The sequence below is a fragment of the Pseudomonas saxonica genome, from assembly GCF_007858365.1.
Classification (GTDB): domain Bacteria; phylum Pseudomonadota; class Gammaproteobacteria; order Pseudomonadales; family Pseudomonadaceae; genus Aquipseudomonas; species Aquipseudomonas saxonica.
Genome location: NZ_VFIO01000005.1, coordinates 112,220 through 129,386 on the forward strand (window position 1 = coordinate 112,220; position 17,167 = coordinate 129,386).

Annotated in this window: 11 protein-coding genes; 1 reads left to right on the forward strand and 10 read right to left on the reverse strand. The window is 59.0% G+C overall.

All coding sequences use genetic code 11. From position 1 onward, the window contains the following. Positions 1-15: 15 nt before the first annotated feature. The 10 genes from yccS to betI all read right to left on the reverse strand — a co-directional run bounded on the left by yccS (position 16) and on the right by betI (position 14,747). Positions 16-2,190: a YccS family putative transporter gene (gene yccS / locus FJD38_RS14480; RefSeq protein WP_122785436.1), complete on the reverse strand. Its 2,175-nt coding sequence runs from the start codon at positions 2,188-2,190 to the stop codon at positions 16-18. 108 nt (positions 2,191-2,298) lie between these two features. Beyond that, positions 2,299-3,477, reverse strand: coding sequence for a BaiN/RdsA family NAD(P)/FAD-dependent oxidoreductase (locus FJD38_RS14485; protein WP_146385899.1), 1,179 nt, complete (start codon positions 3,475-3,477; stop codon positions 2,299-2,301). 204 nt (positions 3,478-3,681) lie between these two features. Beyond that, on the reverse strand, positions 3,682-5,019 hold the full coding sequence (dbpA, locus tag FJD38_RS14490) for an ATP-dependent RNA helicase DbpA (RefSeq protein WP_233609082.1): 1,338 nt from the start codon (positions 5,017-5,019) through the stop codon (positions 3,682-3,684). A gap of 150 nt (positions 5,020-5,169) precedes the next feature. Beyond that, the gene (mdtD, locus tag FJD38_RS14495) at positions 5,170-6,600 is read right to left on the reverse strand and encodes a multidrug transporter subunit MdtD (RefSeq protein WP_122785433.1); all 1,431 of its coding nucleotides are present in this window, start codon (positions 6,598-6,600) and stop codon (positions 5,170-5,172) included. A gap of 170 nt (positions 6,601-6,770) precedes the next feature. Further along, a complete protein-coding gene (locus FJD38_RS14500; RefSeq protein WP_146385900.1) occupies positions 6,771-8,108 on the reverse strand; it encodes a TldD/PmbA family protein in 1,338 nt (445 codons plus the stop codon). After that, complete coding sequence (locus FJD38_RS14505) at positions 8,108-9,550, reverse strand: TldD/PmbA family protein (RefSeq protein WP_146385902.1); 1,443 nt, start codon at positions 9,548-9,550, stop codon at positions 8,108-8,110. The genes FJD38_RS14500 and FJD38_RS14505 overlap by 1 nt, the downstream gene beginning before the upstream one ends. 205 nt (positions 9,551-9,755) lie before the next feature. Further along, the gene (locus tag FJD38_RS14510) at positions 9,756-10,451 is read right to left on the reverse strand and encodes an RraA family protein (protein ID WP_122785430.1); all 696 of its coding nucleotides are present in this window, start codon (positions 10,449-10,451) and stop codon (positions 9,756-9,758) included. Positions 10,452-10,741: 290 nt separating this feature from the next. Then, entirely contained in the window at positions 10,742-12,433 is a 1,692-nt protein-coding gene (gene betA, locus FJD38_RS14515) for a choline dehydrogenase (RefSeq protein WP_122785429.1), read from the reverse strand. 137 nt (positions 12,434-12,570) lie between these two features. Then, positions 12,571-14,043: a betaine-aldehyde dehydrogenase gene (gene betB / locus FJD38_RS14520; RefSeq protein WP_122785428.1), complete on the reverse strand. Its 1,473-nt coding sequence runs from the start codon at positions 14,041-14,043 to the stop codon at positions 12,571-12,573. Between the two features lie 110 nt (positions 14,044-14,153). Further along, entirely contained in the window at positions 14,154-14,747 is a 594-nt protein-coding gene (gene betI, locus FJD38_RS14525) for a transcriptional regulator BetI (protein ID WP_122785427.1), read from the reverse strand. A gap of 382 nt (positions 14,748-15,129) precedes the next feature. Here betI and FJD38_RS14530 point away from each other — a divergent pair, with 382 nt between their 5' ends. Beyond that, the gene (locus FJD38_RS14530; protein ID WP_240891161.1) at positions 15,130-17,067 is read left to right on the forward strand and encodes a BCCT family transporter; all 1,938 of its coding nucleotides are present in this window, start codon (positions 15,130-15,132) and stop codon (positions 17,065-17,067) included. Positions 17,068-17,167 lie beyond the last annotated feature (100 nt).

Sequence of the window (17,167 nt, forward strand, 5' to 3'; positions counted from 1 at the left end):
TGTTCTCGCCAAGGTTTAAGGCGCTTTGATCAAGTGCGCTGCAAGTGTGCGTAAGGGGCCAAGCTGGCGGCAAATCAGCGCCAGTTGGGTTTGCACCAGACGCTGGTTTTCATCGATGTCATCGGGCATTTGCTCAAGTTCGTTGGCCAACGCCTCTTCGTCATCACTTTGTACGGCAACAGGGTGTTTGGTGTTCAGGCCGTGCGCGATCAGGTCGATGCTGTCGGCAATTTTACGTCCGGCGCCTTCGATCAGGTGCTCGCGAACCTCCGCTGGCAACTGGGCGTCACGGTGCGCGCCCAGGCCGGACAGGTAATTGAGCAGCGTGTGCGAGAGCACTAAAAAGCGAAAGCCCATGTCGGCATCCTTACGGAAGTGCCCTGGCTCCATCAGCATATTGGCCAGTGTGGTCGACAGCGCCGCGTCGGCGTTGTGGGCGTTGCGTCGAGCCAGTCGATAGGCCAGATCGTCACTTTTGCCTTGCGCGTATTGATGCATGATCTGACGCAGATACTGGCTGTTACAACTTAAGGTATTGGCCAGCACCTTGTTCAAGCGGCGCCCTTGCCAGTCGGGCAGGAACAGGAACACGGCGGCTGCGGCAATGACGCTCCCTACCAGGGTGTCGAACAGCCTTGGCAGAAACAAGCCGTAACCATCGCCCACCTGATTGAAGCAAAACAGAATCATCAGCGTGATCGCCGCGGTGCTCAAGGTGTAGCGCGTGGTGCGGTTGATGAAGAACACCACCCCGGCCACCACCGCAAACATTGACTGCACCAGCGGGTTGGGGAACAGGTCGAACAGCGCCCACCCCACGGCCAGGCCGATGGCGGTGCCGATGATGCGCTGGCTGAACTTGCGCCGTGTCGCGCCGTAGCTGGGTGAGCAGACAAACAGGGTGGTCAGGATGATCCAGTAGCCTTGGCTGGGGTGAATCCAGTGCACCATCGCAAAACCGATGCTCAGGGCCAGCGGCAAACGCAGCGCGTGGCGAAAAATCAGTGAGGTGGGTGTCAGGTGCTGGCGCAAGCGCGACCAGACATCCTTCAGGTTACGCGGTGAGCGATCCAGCAGGCTGCTGTCGGTGGCATCAGCCAACGTGTCAGGATTGCTTGCATCGCTGAGTAACCGGTCGAGGGTTGCGAGGTTTGCGGCCAGCGCCCGCAGCGAACGCAACAGCCCGCGCCAGGCCGGGTTGCTTTGAATGCGCAAGTGTTCGAGCGAGGCGTGCAAGTCGCCCAAGGCTTCGGCAAAGCTGTCGTCATAGACGAAGGGCTGGCGCAGCTTGATCGACTCCGACAGTCGCTGGCAGGCGACGCCTTGCTGGCGCAGCAGGCGCTGGCAACGGAACATCACATCGCTGTGGAAAAACGCATCGGCCAGCGCGTTATACGGGTAATGCGACGAACTGGCACGCTCGTGGATGTCCTGGGCGAGGAAGTAAAGCTTGAGGTAACGGCTCAGCTTGGAGCCCGGCCGCGAGTTGCCGACACGGTGCAAAATGATTTCTTTGGCGGTATTGAGCGCAGCCACGACTTTGCCGTTTTGTTGCGCCAGCTCCAGTCGTCCGGCCTCGATATCCATGTTGCGGATGGGCTCAAACAACGAGGATTTGATTTTCAGGTACAGGCCCAGTTCCCAGAACAACCGCGCCAGGCTTTGCTGCACCGGCTGATTGGAGAACAGCGCTTGCCACAGCACTGACAGCAGCCCGTACCAGGCGGCCCCTGCCACCAGCAGCAGCGGCTCGTGCCAAAAATCGGTGACTTGCCCACCGCGCTGATCGACCCCGATCATGGTGTAGACAGCCAGAATCAGGGTGGCCGAGGCAATCGCACCATAGCGTTCGCCCACTGCACCGAGCATGGTCAGGGCAAAGGCGGCCAGCGCGAGTGCGCAAACCATCAGCAGTGGATAAGGGAAGAGCAATTCGACCGTAAACGCCGAAGCACTGAAACACACCAACGTGACCAGCAATGCATTCAGGCGGCCTTGCCAGCTGTCATCAGTCTCGGACAGCGCGCTGGCGATGATCCCCAGAAACAGTGGGATCAACAGCGACATCTCGTCTTGATACCAGCAAAAAGCCATGCTGCCGGTCAAAGCGATAAACACACGAACGCTGTAACTGAACTTGTCCCGCGCCCACAGGCGGCGCAGGGAGTGACTAACGCTTTTCGATGACATGAAGTGGCGGTGCCTTGCGAGTCGATTCGCTAAATTGAGCCAGTTATGACGACAGTGCAATGACACTGTTCACATCCGCTGCAAAATATTTTTGGCTATTACAGGATGTTACACAAACTGTGCGGCGGCGTAGCCCGAGGCCCATGCCCACTGGAAGTTAAACCCGCCCAGATGCCCACTCACATCCAGCACTTCGCCGACGAAATACAAACCGGGGCTTTTGAGCGATTCCATGGTCTTGGACGACACCTCGCGGGTATCGACCCCGCCCAGTGTAACTTCGGCCGTACGGTAGCCTTCGGTTCCGGCGGGCACAACTTTCCAGCACGCCAGTTTGTCGGCAACCTCAGCCAGTTCAGCCGGTGTGTACTGCTTCATGGGCTTGGACACAAACCAGTGCTCAGCCAACAGGTTGGCCATTTTCTTGGTGAAAATTTCACCCAGCAGGGTTTTAAGCTCGCTGTTCGGGCGCTCCGCCTGCTGAGTGTGCAGCCACTCCAGCGCATCCAGGTCCGGCAGCAGGTTGATTTCAACCGTGTCGCCCGGGTTCCAGAACGACGAAATTTGCAAAATCGCCGGGCCGCTTAACCCGCGGTGGGTGAACAGGATGTTTTCGCGAAAGCTCTGATCGTTACAGCTCACCAAGCAGTCCACCGAGGTGCCGGAGAGTTCGGTGCAGATCTCTTTGAGCTGGTCGGTGATGGTGAACGGCACCAGTCCGGCACGCGTGGGCAGCACGCTGTGGCCAAACTGGCGAGCCACTTGATAGCCAAAACCGGTCGCGCCCAAGGTCGGAATCGATAGACCGCCGGTGGCGATTACCAGTGACTGGCAATTCAACTGACCCAGCGTGGTGTTAAGGCGATAGCCCGTGTCGGTTTTTTCGATCTGCTCAACCGAGGTGTCCAGGTGCAGGCTGACGCCCGCCTGTTTGCACTCATCGAGAAGCATCTCAAGGATGTCACTGGATTTGTTATCGCAGAACAGCTGGCCCAGTTTCTTCTCGTGATACGGCACACCATGCTTGGTGACCATCTCGATAAAGTCCCACTGCGTATAGCGGGCCAGGGCCGACTTGCAGAAGTGCGGGTTCTGGGACAGGAAATTGTTGGGCTCTGTGTACATGTTGGTGAAGTTACAGCGACCGCCGCCCGACATCAGGATTTTTTTCCCGGCCTTGTTGGCGTGGTCGATCAGCATCACCGAGCGCCCACGTGCGGCGGCGGTCAGCGCGCACATTAAACCTGCGGCGCCTGCGCCAATAATCACAACGTCGGTGGTACGCAAAGCAATGTCCTCGGTGAAGCTGCCCTCACCCCAGCCCTCTCCCTAAGGGAGAGGGAGCTTGATTGAGGTGATTTCGAATGTTGTGTAAATCAGCCCCCTCTCCCTAAGGGAGAGGTAGCTTGATTGAGGTGATTTCGAATGTTGTATAAATCTGCCCCCTCTCCCTCAGGGAGAGGGTTGGGGTGAGGGGGCGTTTAAAGCGTCTTACAAAACCCGAACACGCAACACGCGGCCTTTGATTTTGCCTTCGCTCAAGCGCTGGGCGGCCTGTTTGGCCACGGTGCGGTCAACGGCAACATAGGCCTGGAAATCAAAGATCGCAATTTTGCCGACCTGAGCGCCGGGGATGCCGGCGTCGCCAGTCAGAGCACCGAGAATGTCGCCCGGACGCACTTTGTCTTTACGACCGGCACCAATCACCAGCGTGCTCATGGAAGGCAGCAGCGGCGCGCCACCCTGAGATTTCAGGGTGTCCAGCGTTTCCCAGTTCAGAGGCGCTTTTTGCAGCTGTTCAATGGCCTGAGCGCGGTGCGCTTCCGACGGTGCAACCAGGCTGATGGCGATGCCTTTTTCACCGGCACGGCCGGTACGGCCAACACGGTGGATGTGGATTTCCGAATCACGCGCCAGTTCGACGTTGATCACCATGTCCAGTGCGTCGATGTCCAGACCACGTGCCGCCACGTCAGTGGCGACCAGGACGGATGTCGAGCGGTTGGCAAACATTGCCAGCACCTGATCGCGGTCGCGCTGTTCCAGATCGCCATGCAGGCCGACTGCCGAAATGCCTTTGGAGGTCAGGTGGTCGACCGTTTCTTGAACCTGCTGCTTGGTGAAGCAGAAGGCCACGCACGATTGCGGACGGAAATGCGCGAGCACTTTGGTCACGGCGTCCATGCGTTCTTCTGGGGAAATCTCGTAGAAGCGCTGTTCGATCTGGCTGTCGGTGTGCATCGCTTCCGCTTTAACTTGCTGCGGGTTGCGCATGAACTTGGACGACAGCTGTTTGATGCCGACCGGGTAAGTGGCCGAGAACAGCAGGGTCTGACGACGCTCCGGGGTTTGACGGATGATGTCTTCGATGGCGTCGTAGAAACCCATGTCGAGCATGCGGTCGGCTTCATCGAGCACCAGCGTGTTCAAGCCGTCCAGCACCAGCGAGCCTTTGCGCAAGTGCTGCTGGATACGACCCGGTGTGCCGACAATGATGTGCGCGCCGTGTTCCAGCGAGCCGATTTGCGGGCCGAACGACACACCACCACACAGGGTCAGTACTTTGATGTTGTCTTCGGCACGGGCCAGACGGCGAATTTCTTTGGCGACCTGGTCGGCCAGTTCGCGCGTCGGGCAGATGACCAGCGCCTGGCAACCGAAGAAGCGCGGGTTGATCGGGTTCAGCAGGCCGATGCCGAAGGCAGCAGTCTTGCCGCTGCCGGTCTTGGCCTGAGCGATCAGATCCATGCCTTTGAGGATCACCGGCAAGCTCTGCGCCTGAATCGGCGTCATCTGGGCATAACCGAGGGAGTCGAGGTTAGCCAGCATGGCGGCGGACAGAGGCAGAGTGTTAAAAGCGGTGGCAATGGTGGTCACGAGACTGGCCTGCAAAACAAAATGTCGCGCAGTGTACCAGTCCCGTGCCCTTCGCCAGAAGATTCTGGACGAGATGTCATCCAGATCGCTTCAAAAAACCGCTTAATGTTCCAGTTCATGCTCTGAGTTGGCTTTGGGTTTGCGTCCGTCCTGCGGTGACAGCTGCAGGAAAATCGCCGCCGCCAGCATGGCCATGACCCCTACGGTCAGGAAGGTCAGCTGAAAGGCCCCGAGCACAGTGTCAACGCCATCCCCGCCACCGCCGCCGGTGAATCCGCCCAACAAGGCACCGGCACAGGCCACCCCCAGACTCAGCGATAGCTGCGCCACCACGGACAGCAAACTGTTGCCACTGCTGGCGCTGGCGTCATCGAGGTCGATCAGGGTCACGGTGTTCATCGCCGTGAACTGCAAGGAGTTGATCGCGCCCAGTACCGCCAGCATCCCCAGCAGCAACGGGTACGGTGTGTGCTCAGTGACCAGCCCCATGCTGGCCAGCATGATGCCCAGCGCGAAGGTATTGACGGTGAGCACGGTGCGATACCCCGCCCGCTCAATCAGAGGGCGCGCCACCCACTTGGCCAGCATTGCCGCGCCAGCCAGCGGCAACATGCTCATGCCAGCCTGGGACGGTGAATAGCCCAGCGCCACCTGCAACAACAACGGCACCAGAAACGGCAAGGCGCCGCTGCCGAGACGGGCGAACAGATTGCCCAGAATACCCACGGCAAAGGTTTTGGTCTTGAACAGCACGGGGGAGAACAGCGGGTTACTGATATTGCCTGCGCGCAACCAGTAAGCGGCCAGGCAGGCCATACCGGCGAACAACAGCAGCATCACTCGCAAATGCGGTAAATGCAGCTCGCCCAAGCCCTCCATGGCAATGGTGATAAACACCATCGCCGCGCCAAACAGCACAAAGCCCAGCGCATCGAAACGGGTACGCTCGTTGCCGCGCAGGTCAGGGATAAAGTGCCACACCGCCCAGCACCCGAATGCCCCCACGGGCAGGTTGATCAAGAAAATCCAGTGCCAGCTCAGGTACTGCACCATCCAGCCGCCCATCGTCGGCCCGATCAGCGGGCCGAGCAGGCCGGGGATGGTGATAAACCCCATGATGCGCACCAATTCCGAGCGCGGGTACGCCTTGAGCACCACCAGCCGCCCGACCGGTAACATCAGGGCACCGCCCAGCCCTTGAATCACCCGAGCGCCGATCAGTTCATTGAGGGTGCCAGATACGGCACACAATAATGAGCCAAGGCTGAACAGCAAAATGGCGCTGAAAAAGATTTTTTTGGTGCCAAAACGATCGGCGATCCAGCCGGAGGCCGGGATCAGCAAGGCCACGGTGAGCATGTAAGCAACGATGACGCCTTGCATGCGCAGCGGGTTTTCATCGAGACCGCGGGCCATGTCGGGCAGGGCCGTATTGAGGATAGTGCCGTCAAGCGACTGCATGAAAAACGCGATGGCGACTACCCAAGGCAACCAGCGAAGGGTTTCAGGACTGAGAACCGGACGTGCGGGCATAGGACCTCTTTGTTATTGGGCTAACCGGATTTTCGTAGCAGCTGCCGCAGGCTGCGTCCGGTTGCGAAGCAATCGTAAAAACTGTGAGTGCGGTTTTACAGGATGGCTACGCAATCGATTTACGACGACTACGTCGCCGGACGCAGCCTGCGGCAGCTGCTACGAGATCGTTACAACGTCAAAGTAATACGTTTAACCAGTGCCCCCGGCAGCAGGTTGGAGGCGGTCTGGCGTTGGTCGTAGGTGCTTGCCGACAGCAGTAACTCGCGTTCGGCCGTCAGGGCTTCGAGTTGCGACCCCAGCAGACTATAGACGCTGTCATCAAAGCGCATGGTATTGACCGGCGCCTTGATCTCGCCGTCCTCGACCCAAAAGGTTGCAAAGCGAGTCATGCCGGTCAGGCGTGCCGCGGGCTGGTCAGAGTAGTTCAAGTACCACAGGTTGCTGATGTACAGCCCGGTGCCCAATTGCTTGAGAATGTCGGCCTGTTCCAGTGTGCCTGCACCCATCGCCAGTGCGCTCGGCGCTTCGCCCTCCGGAGCACCGTTGACTTGCAGGCCGTACTCGGCAGCACTGCGCGAACCGACGAGTTGCTGGTTGGCCTTACCGTGTTTGACCAGGGACAAATCCTGACGCGGATAGCCTTCGCCGGAAAAGGCCGGGCTCAGCGACTGGCTGACCTGTTCATCGAATGACACCAGCGGGCTTAACTGAGCGTCCCCTGCATAGAGTTTTTGCAGCGAGCTGGCTTTACTGGCCAGCGCCTGTGCCGAGAAGCTGCCCAAGCTCAGCAGGCTCATCACCTCTTCCAACGCCGCCGGGGCCAGGTAGGCGCGGTACTCACCGGGCGCCAAGGCTTTCACCGGGCGATCCAGAAACGCCAACTGTTCGCGCGCCAGTTGCATGCGTTGGGCGAAGCGCTGGCTGTCCCAGTCGGCGCCGGCGTAGCTGGCTTTGACGGCTTGGCCATTGCTATGGAACAGGCTCCAGTCGAAGTTGAAACTGTTGGCCTGATGCCAGCCGAATGCGCCTTCGGAACTGGCGTAGCCATAGCAGATGGGCCCGCTGGCATAGAAACCGACCAAATCGACGCCGTCAGCGGCGCGACGAATATCGTCCAGCACGGCAGCGGTGTCGGGCAGCGGCTGATCCTGAACCTTGTGGCTGTGCCAAGGTTCAGGGTTGAGCAGCAGGTACGGGTCGGTCGGCAGCAGCGGCAAGGTCTCGCGCAGTTGTTTGAGCGCTTGGGCCAATCGCAGTTGATCGACCGCCGGGTTACCGCCCAGGGTGATGGTCACGTCAGCATGACGGCCCTCGTTGATCAGCTTGAGGCTCAAACTGGCCTGCTGCACCTGACCGGCCTGACGCACCTTGGCCTTGTTGAAGCGGATAAATTCCGACGACTCGGCGTCGTAGCTCAAGGTGAACTGCTCTGGAGCCTTGATCGCAGCGCGTAGCCACTGCACCAGCGCCTCGAACTGCTCGGCCTGACTCTTTAATGGATTCATCAGGCATCGCCTCCAAACACGTCGATTTGACTGAACACACACGCCGGGGACGCATGCCCCACACGGATCACCTGGTTAGGCTCGCCCTTGCCGCAGTTCGGCGTACCGAGCACCTTGAAGGTGCTGGCGTCGCCCACGGCGCTGAGGTTTCGCCAGAACTGCTCGGAAATGCCCCGGTAGTTGGGGTTTTTCACCACGCCTTTGAGCTCACCGTTTTCGATCAGTTGGCCCCACTCACAACCGAACTGGAATTTGTTGCGCGCGTCGTCAATTGACCATGAACGGTTGGTGGCCATCAAAATGCCGTTTTCGATACCGCCAATCATCTGATCCATCGATTGATCGCCCGGCTCGATGTTGAGGTTGGCCATGCGGTCAATCGGCGGGCGGTTCCAGCTGCTGGCGCGGCTGTTGGCCACGCCTTCGAGGCCCGAGCGGAACTGCGACAGGGCGCTGCCCAATGGTCGCAGCAATACCCCTTGGCGAATCAGGAACTCCTTGTGCGCCGGGGTGCCGTCATCGTCATGGCTGTAACTGGCGAGTTGCTCCGGGATGTCAGGGTCGAAGGTCACGTTCAGCAGGCTGGAGCCGTATTGCAGGCTGCCAAAGTCGCTGGTTTTGACAAAACTGGTGCCCGCGTAATTGCGCTCGTCGCCCAGGATGCGGTCCAGTTCCAGCGGGTGGCCGATGGATTCGTGGATTTGCAGAATCATCTGGTCGGGCATCAGCAGCAGGTCGCGTTTGCCCGCTGGCGTGTTAGGCGCCAATAGCAATTGCAGGGCCTGATCGGCGACGTTCGGGGCAGCGCCGATCAAGCCGCAGCGGCTGATCACATCTACGCCGCCTTGCTGGCCAAAGTTGTCGCGGCCCAGGCTACGGGTCTGGCTGTCTTGTCCGTCATAGCCGGTGACTGTCATGCCGGGGTAAACGAAACGCTGCGCCTGACGCAACTCGGCGCCCGCGCTGTTGAGGTAGATCTGCTCGACGGTGTTGAGGCCCAGCGATACGACCCAGCTCACCAGACGCTCATCCTTGGGCACCGCAGCGGACTCGCTGGCCAGCAAATCAAAGCAGTGGTTCAGCGACGGGAAGGCTTGATCGAGGTGGGGTGAAAAATAGTCGGCGCGCTCATGGGACACCGGCTCCCGGCTCAGGTTGAGCAGGGCATGTGCGGCAATCAGTTGCGCCTGCGCTTCGGCGCGATCCAGTGCGGCTTGCAGGCCGGTTTGGGACAGGTCGTTGGTGGCGGCATAAGCTTCAATGCCGCGCAGGCGAACGGCCAGCATGGCGCCTTGGTCGTGCTTGAAGGCGGGAGGTTCTGCGACGTTCTTGCGCACTGACAGGTATTGCCCGGCTTCGCTGACGTAGCGAAGGGAGAAAAACTCGGCCCGGGTGCGCAGTGCGTCAAAGCGCTGTTTGAGCTGAGGGTAAAAGTCGAACATGCACAGACCTCCTTGTTAGAACCAGAAGCCCCTCACCCTAGCCCTCTCCCAGAGGGAGAGGGGACTACAAGCGGAAGCAGATCAAAGCCCCCTCAGCCTAGCCTTCTCCCGGAGGGAGAGGGACTAAATGCGGAAGCAGAAACGCGCAACGCCACTGATCAGCTCCCTCTCCCTCCGGGAGAGGGTTGGGGTGAGGGGCTTGCAGTTAAACCGGGCAACCCTTGGCGCGCAAAATCGCGTCAAAACGGTCAGGGTCCAGCGTGCCCGCTTCAATGGCTTTAAGCGTCGCCTGTTCACGGGCCAACAAATCATGGCAGCGCTTGAGTAATTCCGGCAGTTCACTGCGCGACGCTGCGACCACGCCGTCACCGTCGCCAATCATCAAGTCACCCGGCATCACCAACATGCCTGCACACGAAATAGGCACGTTGATTTCACCGCCACCATCCGTACTCGGGCCACGGTGTACGCCGCCGATGGCGTAGGCCGGCAGTTCACCGGTTTGCCACTCGTCGAGGTCGCGCAGGGCACCGTTGATCACCACACCGACAATGCCGGCCTTGAGCGCCATAGCGCGCATGATGCCACCGAACACGGCACGGGTCAGGTCGGCACTGCCGTCAATCACCAGCACATCGCCGGGGCGAGCCATTTGCATGGCTTTAAGGATCATCAGGTTGTCGCCGGGGCGAACCCGTACGGTCAGCGCGCTGCCCAACATCGGGCGCGTGCCGTGGAACGGCTTGAGACCCAGCCCACCTACGTTGCGGCCCAGACAGTCACTGACGGCGGCGGCAGGGATCTTGCTGAATTCGGTGAGCCATTTTGGATCGAGAGGTTCTGCGTTTGGATTAATCAGAAAGCCGGTCGGCCATTTGCTGGATGAGACAACATCAAACATAGAAAACCTCTTGGCCAGGCAAGGCTGGCATGTCGGGTGGGGCGGGGGGGTGTTACGCGAAACGAGGCACTAGATTAGGCCTGCGCTCAAGCGGGGGCAAGCAGGGGAAGATGAAAGTAAAAATTACACAAAATTCGTAGCAGCTGCCGAAGGAACGAGGCTGCGTTCGGTTGCGAAGCGACCGTAGACCAGAGAGCGCGATTCATCAGAGGAATCGCGTCAGCTGAATTTACGACGGCTGCACCGCCGAACGTAGCCTCGCTCCGCTCGTCAACTGCTACGCAGGTTCCTTATTGCACAGCACGCAGCGGTTTGCCACGTACCGGTGCATCGCCTGCCACGTAGTAGTCGGCAGTGCTGCGCGGCAGCGGTTGGCGACCACGGATCTTGTCGGCGATTTTCTCGGCGATCATGATCGTCGGTGCGTTCAGGTTGCCGGTGGTGATCAATGGCATGATCGAGGCATCCACCACACGCAACCCCTGCATCCCGTGAACACGGCCTTCGCCATCCACGACAGCCATCTCATCGGTGCCCATTTTGCACGAGCAAGACGGGTGGAACGCGGTCTCGGCATGCTCGCGAATGAAGGTGTCGAGCTCTTCATCAGTTTGCTTGTCGATGCCGGGGCTGATTTCACGGCCACGGTAAGCGTCCAGTGCCGGCTGCTGCATGATTTCGCGGGTCAGGCGGATGCCGTCACGAAATTCCTGCCAATCCTGCTCGGCAGCCATGTAGTTGAACAGAATGCTTGGGTACTCACGCGGGTCTCTGGATACAACATTGACCCGGCCACGGCTTGGCGAGCGCATGGAACCCATGTGCGCCTGAAAACCGTGCTCTTTCACACCATTGCTGCCGTTGTAGTTAATCGCAACGGGCAGGAAGTGGTACTGAATGTTCGGCCACTCGAACTCTTCGCGAGTACGGATAAAACCACCGGCTTCGAACTGGTTGCTCGCGCCAATGCCCTTGCCCAGGAACAACCACTCAGCACCAATTGCAGGCTGGTTGTACCAGAGCAGCGAAGGGTACAGCGACACCGGCTGAGTGCAGGCGTATTGCAGGTACAGCTCAAGGTGATCCTGCAAGTTCTGGCCCACGCCCGGCAGGTCATGCACCACAGGAATATCGAGGCTGTTGAGCAGCTCTGCCGGGCCAACACCGGAGCGTTGCAGCACGGTCGGTGAACCGATGGCGCCGCTGCACAGCAACACTTCCTTGCGCGCCTTGGCTTCGATACGCACGTGGTTGTCGCCGATCATGTAATGCACGCCAACCGCACGCTTGCCTTCAAACACAATCTTGTCAGTCAGGGCGTGGGTGACGATTTTCAGGGTCGGGCGCTGCTTGGCCGTGTCCAGATAACCGCGTGCGGTGCTGGCGCGACGGCCGTTAGGCGTCACGGTACGGTCCATCGGGCCAAAGCCTTCCTGCTGATAACCGTTCAAGTCTTCGGTACGTGGGTAACCGGCTTGCACGCCCGCTTCAACCATGGCGTGGAACAGCACATTGTTACCAGGTTTAGGCGTGGTCACGCTGACCGGGCCATCGCCACCGTGGTAATCGTTGGGGCCGATGTCACGGGTTTCGGCTTTGCGGAAATACGGCAAGCAGTCCAGATACGACCAGTCTTCGAGGCCAGGGTTTTTTGCCCAGCCGTCGTAGTCCATCGCGTTACCACGGATGTAACACATGCCGTTGATCAGCGACGAGCCGCCCAGGCCTTTGCCGCGGCCACATTCCATGCGGCGGTTATCCATGTGCGGTTCTGGATCGGTTTCAAAAGCCCAGTTGTAACGGCGGCCTTGTAACGGGAAGGCCAGCGCCGCCGGCATTTGAGTGCGGAAATCGAAACGGTAATCCGGGCCGCCTGCTTCAAGCAGCAGCACGGTGACGCCTTCGTCTTCAGTCAGACGGGCTGCCAGGGTGTTACCGGCAGAGCCGGCACCAATGATGATGTAGTCGTATTCAGTCGTCATGCTTCCTCCAGCGGGAAGTTACACGCTTCAAGCTGCAAGTCAGAGCAGCGAGCGTTGTCAGTGAGAAAGGATGGGCAAGTTAAAGCCGTTTTTAATCTGGCTTTAACTTGCCGCTTGCAGCTAAAAGCTTGCCGCTATCAAAACACCGAAACGTAATCGCCCAACTCGACCTGCACCGATTTGATCTGGGTGTATTGCGCCAGCGAGCTGATACCGTTTTCACGGCCAATGCCCGACTGCTTGTAACCGCCCACCGGCATTTTCGCGTCGGATTCGCCCCACGCATTGATCCAGCAAATGCCCGCTTCCAACTGATGAATCACGCGGTGGGCGCGGCTCAAGTCTTTGGTCACAAGGCCTGCCGCCAAACCGAACTCGGTGTCGTTGGCGCGGCGGATCACTTCTTCTTCGGTGTCGTAAGTGAGGATGCTCATCACTGGGCCAAAGATTTCTTCTTTAACGATGGTCATGTCATCGGTGCAGTCGCTGAACACGGTCGGTGCCACGAATGCGCCTTTGCCCAGTTCGCCTTCCGTCAGACGCTGGCCGCCGCACAGCAGGCGCGCCCCTTCTTCCTTGCCCTTGGCAATGTAGCCCAGCACGCTTTCCATGTGAGCAAAGCTGACCAGTGGGCCGAAGTTGGTGTTTTCATCTTCCGGATTGCCGATGCGGATGCGAGCAACGCGCTCCACAATCTTGGCTTCAAACGCGGCTTTGAGCGCAGTCGGGATAAACACGCGGGTGCCGTTGGTGCACACCTGGCCCGAACTGTAGAAGTTGGCCATCATCGCGGTATCCGCTGCACGATCCAGGTCGGCGTCGTCGAAAATGATCAGCGGCGACTTGCCACCCAGCTCCATGGTCACTTCTTTCAAGGTCGATTGCGTGGCGCTGGCGGTTACTTTCTTGCCGGTTTGAACGCCGCCGGTGAACGAGATTTTCTCGATGCGCGGGTGCTCGGTCAGCCAGGCGCCGACTTCACTGCCACTGCCCGTCAGCACGTTGAAAACGCCGTCTGGCAGGCCAGCTTCGGTGAAGATTTCCGCCAGTTTCAAGGTGGTCAGCGAAGTCACTTCGCTGGGTTTGAAGATCATGGCGTTGCCCGCGGCCAGTGCCGGTGCGGATTTCCACAGGGCGATCTGGATCGGGTAGTTCCACGCGCCGATACCGGCGACCACGCCCAACGGCTCGCGACGGGTATAAACAAACGAGGTGTCACGCAGCGGGATTTGCTCACCTTCGATGGCAGGCGCCAGGCCCGCGTAATACTCCAGCACGTCAGCACCGGTGACGATGTCAACGTAGCGGGTTTCAGAATAGGCCTTGCCGGTGTCCAGCGTTTCCAGCGCGGCCAGCTCATCGTTGCGCTCGCGCAGGATGTCGACAGCACGACGCAGAATGCGTGAACGCTCCATGGAGGTCATGGCGGCCCAGATTTTCTGGCCTTTTTCGGCGCTGACTACAGCACGTTCAACATCTTCTTTGGTGGCGCGTTGCACTTGAGCGAGGACTTCGCCGTTAGCCGGGTTGATGGCATCGAAGGTAGCGTCGCTACCGGCGTCGGTGTAGCCACCGTCGATGTAGAGTTTTTGCAGTTCGAAACGGGCCATAAAATCCTCGCAAGTGCATAAAGTGGTTGGCGTTGGTCGTGAAGCCGGTTGCCATCTAACTGGGGCAACTCAACGTCACGACAGTTCAGGGGTTAAGCGTTTATTGAGGCCTAACTCACCTGTTTCGCCAGTTGTAGATCCATATATTCGTAGCAGATGCGTTGTGCCTGATCGGTGTCGAAGCCATCACCGGAAAGGGCACCCCGCAACCATAGACCATCAATCAATGCCGCCAGACCGCGCGCCGCACTGCGGGCCTGGGCCTGGGGCAGTACACGTCGAAATTGGCAGCACAGATTGGAATACAAACGGTGGTCGTTGATGCGCTGCAATCTGTGCAACGACGGCTGGTGCATGCTGGCGGCCCAAAAGGCCAACCAGGTTTTCATTGCCGGGCCATTGACCTGGCTGGCGTCGAAGTTGCCCTCGACGATGACCTGCAAATGAGCCCGCGGGCTGTCGTCACTCAGCGCCTGACGACGTTCGGTGACGTTGTCGATCAAGACGTTCATCAAGTACCGCATGGTGGCGGCAATGAGTCCGTTCTTGTCTTTGAAGTAGTGACTGATGATGCCGTTAGACACACCGGCCAAACGGGCAATCAGCGCAATGCTGGCATCCGCCATCCCGACCTGATCGACCGCCTGTAACGTGGCTTCGATCAACTGCTGACGGCGTATGGGTTGCATACCGACCTTGGGCATTTCGTGCGTCTCCTTGGGCCGGCGAGCAGTGCAATTGAATCACTGAACGACGGCCAGTCTATTTTGTTTTGATTGAACGTTCAATCAACAAAGAATAAGCTCTGCGACAATTCGTCGCGATTCATGCCGTTTTCCTACGCGTGAATGGCGCAAAACGGCACTTTTAATTCCCGGTAACCCCTGTGGGCGCCTACGCATACGACAGGGTGAATCAGGTTTTTTAGCGGTGCCTTTATATCACCCGACCGTTGGTCGCTATCTAGGAAGATGGTCGGGTGGCGTGCTGCCTCAAGTTTTCTCTCGCGCTGCCTGGAGCATCCGTGCCATGAGTTCTGCTTCTCTAATAAAGACCCCACCGCAAAAGGTGACGGTCAACGGTTGGGTGTTTTACACCTCCACTGCCTTGATACTGTTGCTCACTGCCATTTTGATCGCGGCTCCCGAAGAAGCGGGCCGTATTCTGGGAGTTGCCCAGCAATGGCTGTCGCGCAGCTTCGGTTGGTACTACATGGTAGTGATCGCCGCTTACCTGATTTTTGTCGTCGGGCTGGCGTTCTCTTCCTACGGTAAATTGAAACTGGGCACCAAACAGGACACCCCCGACTTTAGCTACGGCGCGTGGGCGGGGATGCTGTTTTCGTCGGGTATCGGTATTTCGCTGTTGTACTTCGGTGCTTCGGAGCCGCTGGACCACTACTTCAATCCGCCCGAAGGCGTGTCGGGCAGCCATGAGGCCGCACGGCAAGCCTTGCAGCTGACGTTTCTGCATTGGGGCCTGCATGGCTGGGCGATTTACGCGTTGGTGGGGTTGGCGGTGGCGTACTTTGCCTACCGTCACAACCAGCCGCTGGCCTTGCGTTCGGCGCTGTACCCGTTGATGGGCGAGCGTTGGGTCAAAGGCGCGGCGGGCCACGCAGTGGATGGTTTTGGCATGTTCGTGACGTTGCTCGGGTTGGTGACCAACTTGGGCATCGGCTCGATGCAAGTGTCGTCGGGGCTTGAGAACCTGTTCGGCATGGAGCACAGCAACACCAACTTGCTGATCGTGATTATCGTGATGAGCACCGTGGCTACCATCGCGGCAGTCTCGGGGGTAGAAAACGGCATTCGTCGGCTCTCCAACCTCAACATCGTTTTGTTCAGTGGTTTGCTGATTTTCGTGTTGCTGTTTGGCCCCACCCTGCACCTGCTCAATGGCCTGGTGCAGAACACGGGTGATTACCTGAACGGCATCATCATGAAAACCTTCGACTTGTACGTGTACGTGGGCGATACACCGAGAACCGAAGGCTGGCTGGGCCTGTGGACCTTGTTCTACTGGGCGTGGTGGATTTCCTGGGCACCGTTTGTGGGCATGTTTATCGCGCGTATTTCCCGTGGTCGTACGGTGCGTGAACTGGTGGCAGGTGTGTTGCTGATCCCGCTGGGCTTTACCTTGGCGTGGCTGTCGATCTTCGGTAACTCGGCGCTGGAGCTGGTGGTCAATCAAGGAGCGGTCGAGCTGGGTAAAACCGCGCTGGAACAACCGTCGATGGCCATCTATCAACTGCTTGAGCATTACCCTGCGTCGAAAATCGTGATTGGTGTGTCGATCTTTGTCGGTTTTGTGCTGTTCCTGACCCCGGCGGACTCTGGCGCGGTGATGATGGCCAACCTGTCGTGCAAAGGCGGTGACGTTGATGAAGACGCCCCGCACTGGTTGCGTATCTTCTGGTCGGCGGTGATCACGCTGGTGACCATTGGCCTGTTGTTCGCCGGTAACTTTGCGGCCATGCAAACCATGGTCGTGCTGGCGGGCTTGCCGTTTTCGGTGGTGTTGGTGCTGTTCATGTTTGGCTTGCACAAGGCCATGCGTCAGGACACCCAGATGGAATTGGAACAGGCTGAACTGGCGGCGCGTGGTCGTCGCGGATTCAGCGAGCGTTTGACGGCCCAAGACCTGCAACCCACGCAAGCGGTGGTGCAGCGTTTCATGGACAAACACGTGACCCCGGCCCTGGAAGAAGCCGCCGTACAGCTGCGCAGTCAGGGGCTGGACGTGCAAACCCTGTTGGGCAGTGCCAAGCGCTGCATGGGCTTGCGGGTGGAGATGGACGAAGGGAATCCGTTTGTCTACGAGGTCAGCTTGGACGGCTATTTGGCGGCACCGAGCGACTCGGGTGACGATGAAGTGCGCAGTCGTTATTACCGGGCCGAGGTGTACCTGCACAACGGCAATCAAGAGTACGACCTGATGGGCTTTACCCAAGAGCAAATCAGCCGTGATGTGCTCGACCAGTTTGAAAGCCATCGCCAGCTCCTTGGCAGGGTTTATAGCTGAGGAGTGCCAAAGCCCCTCACCCTAACCCTCTCCCGGAGGGAGAGGGGACTGACCGCGTCGTGTGTGGTTGCAGCTGTGTCCTGTCAGGTCAATGCAAAAC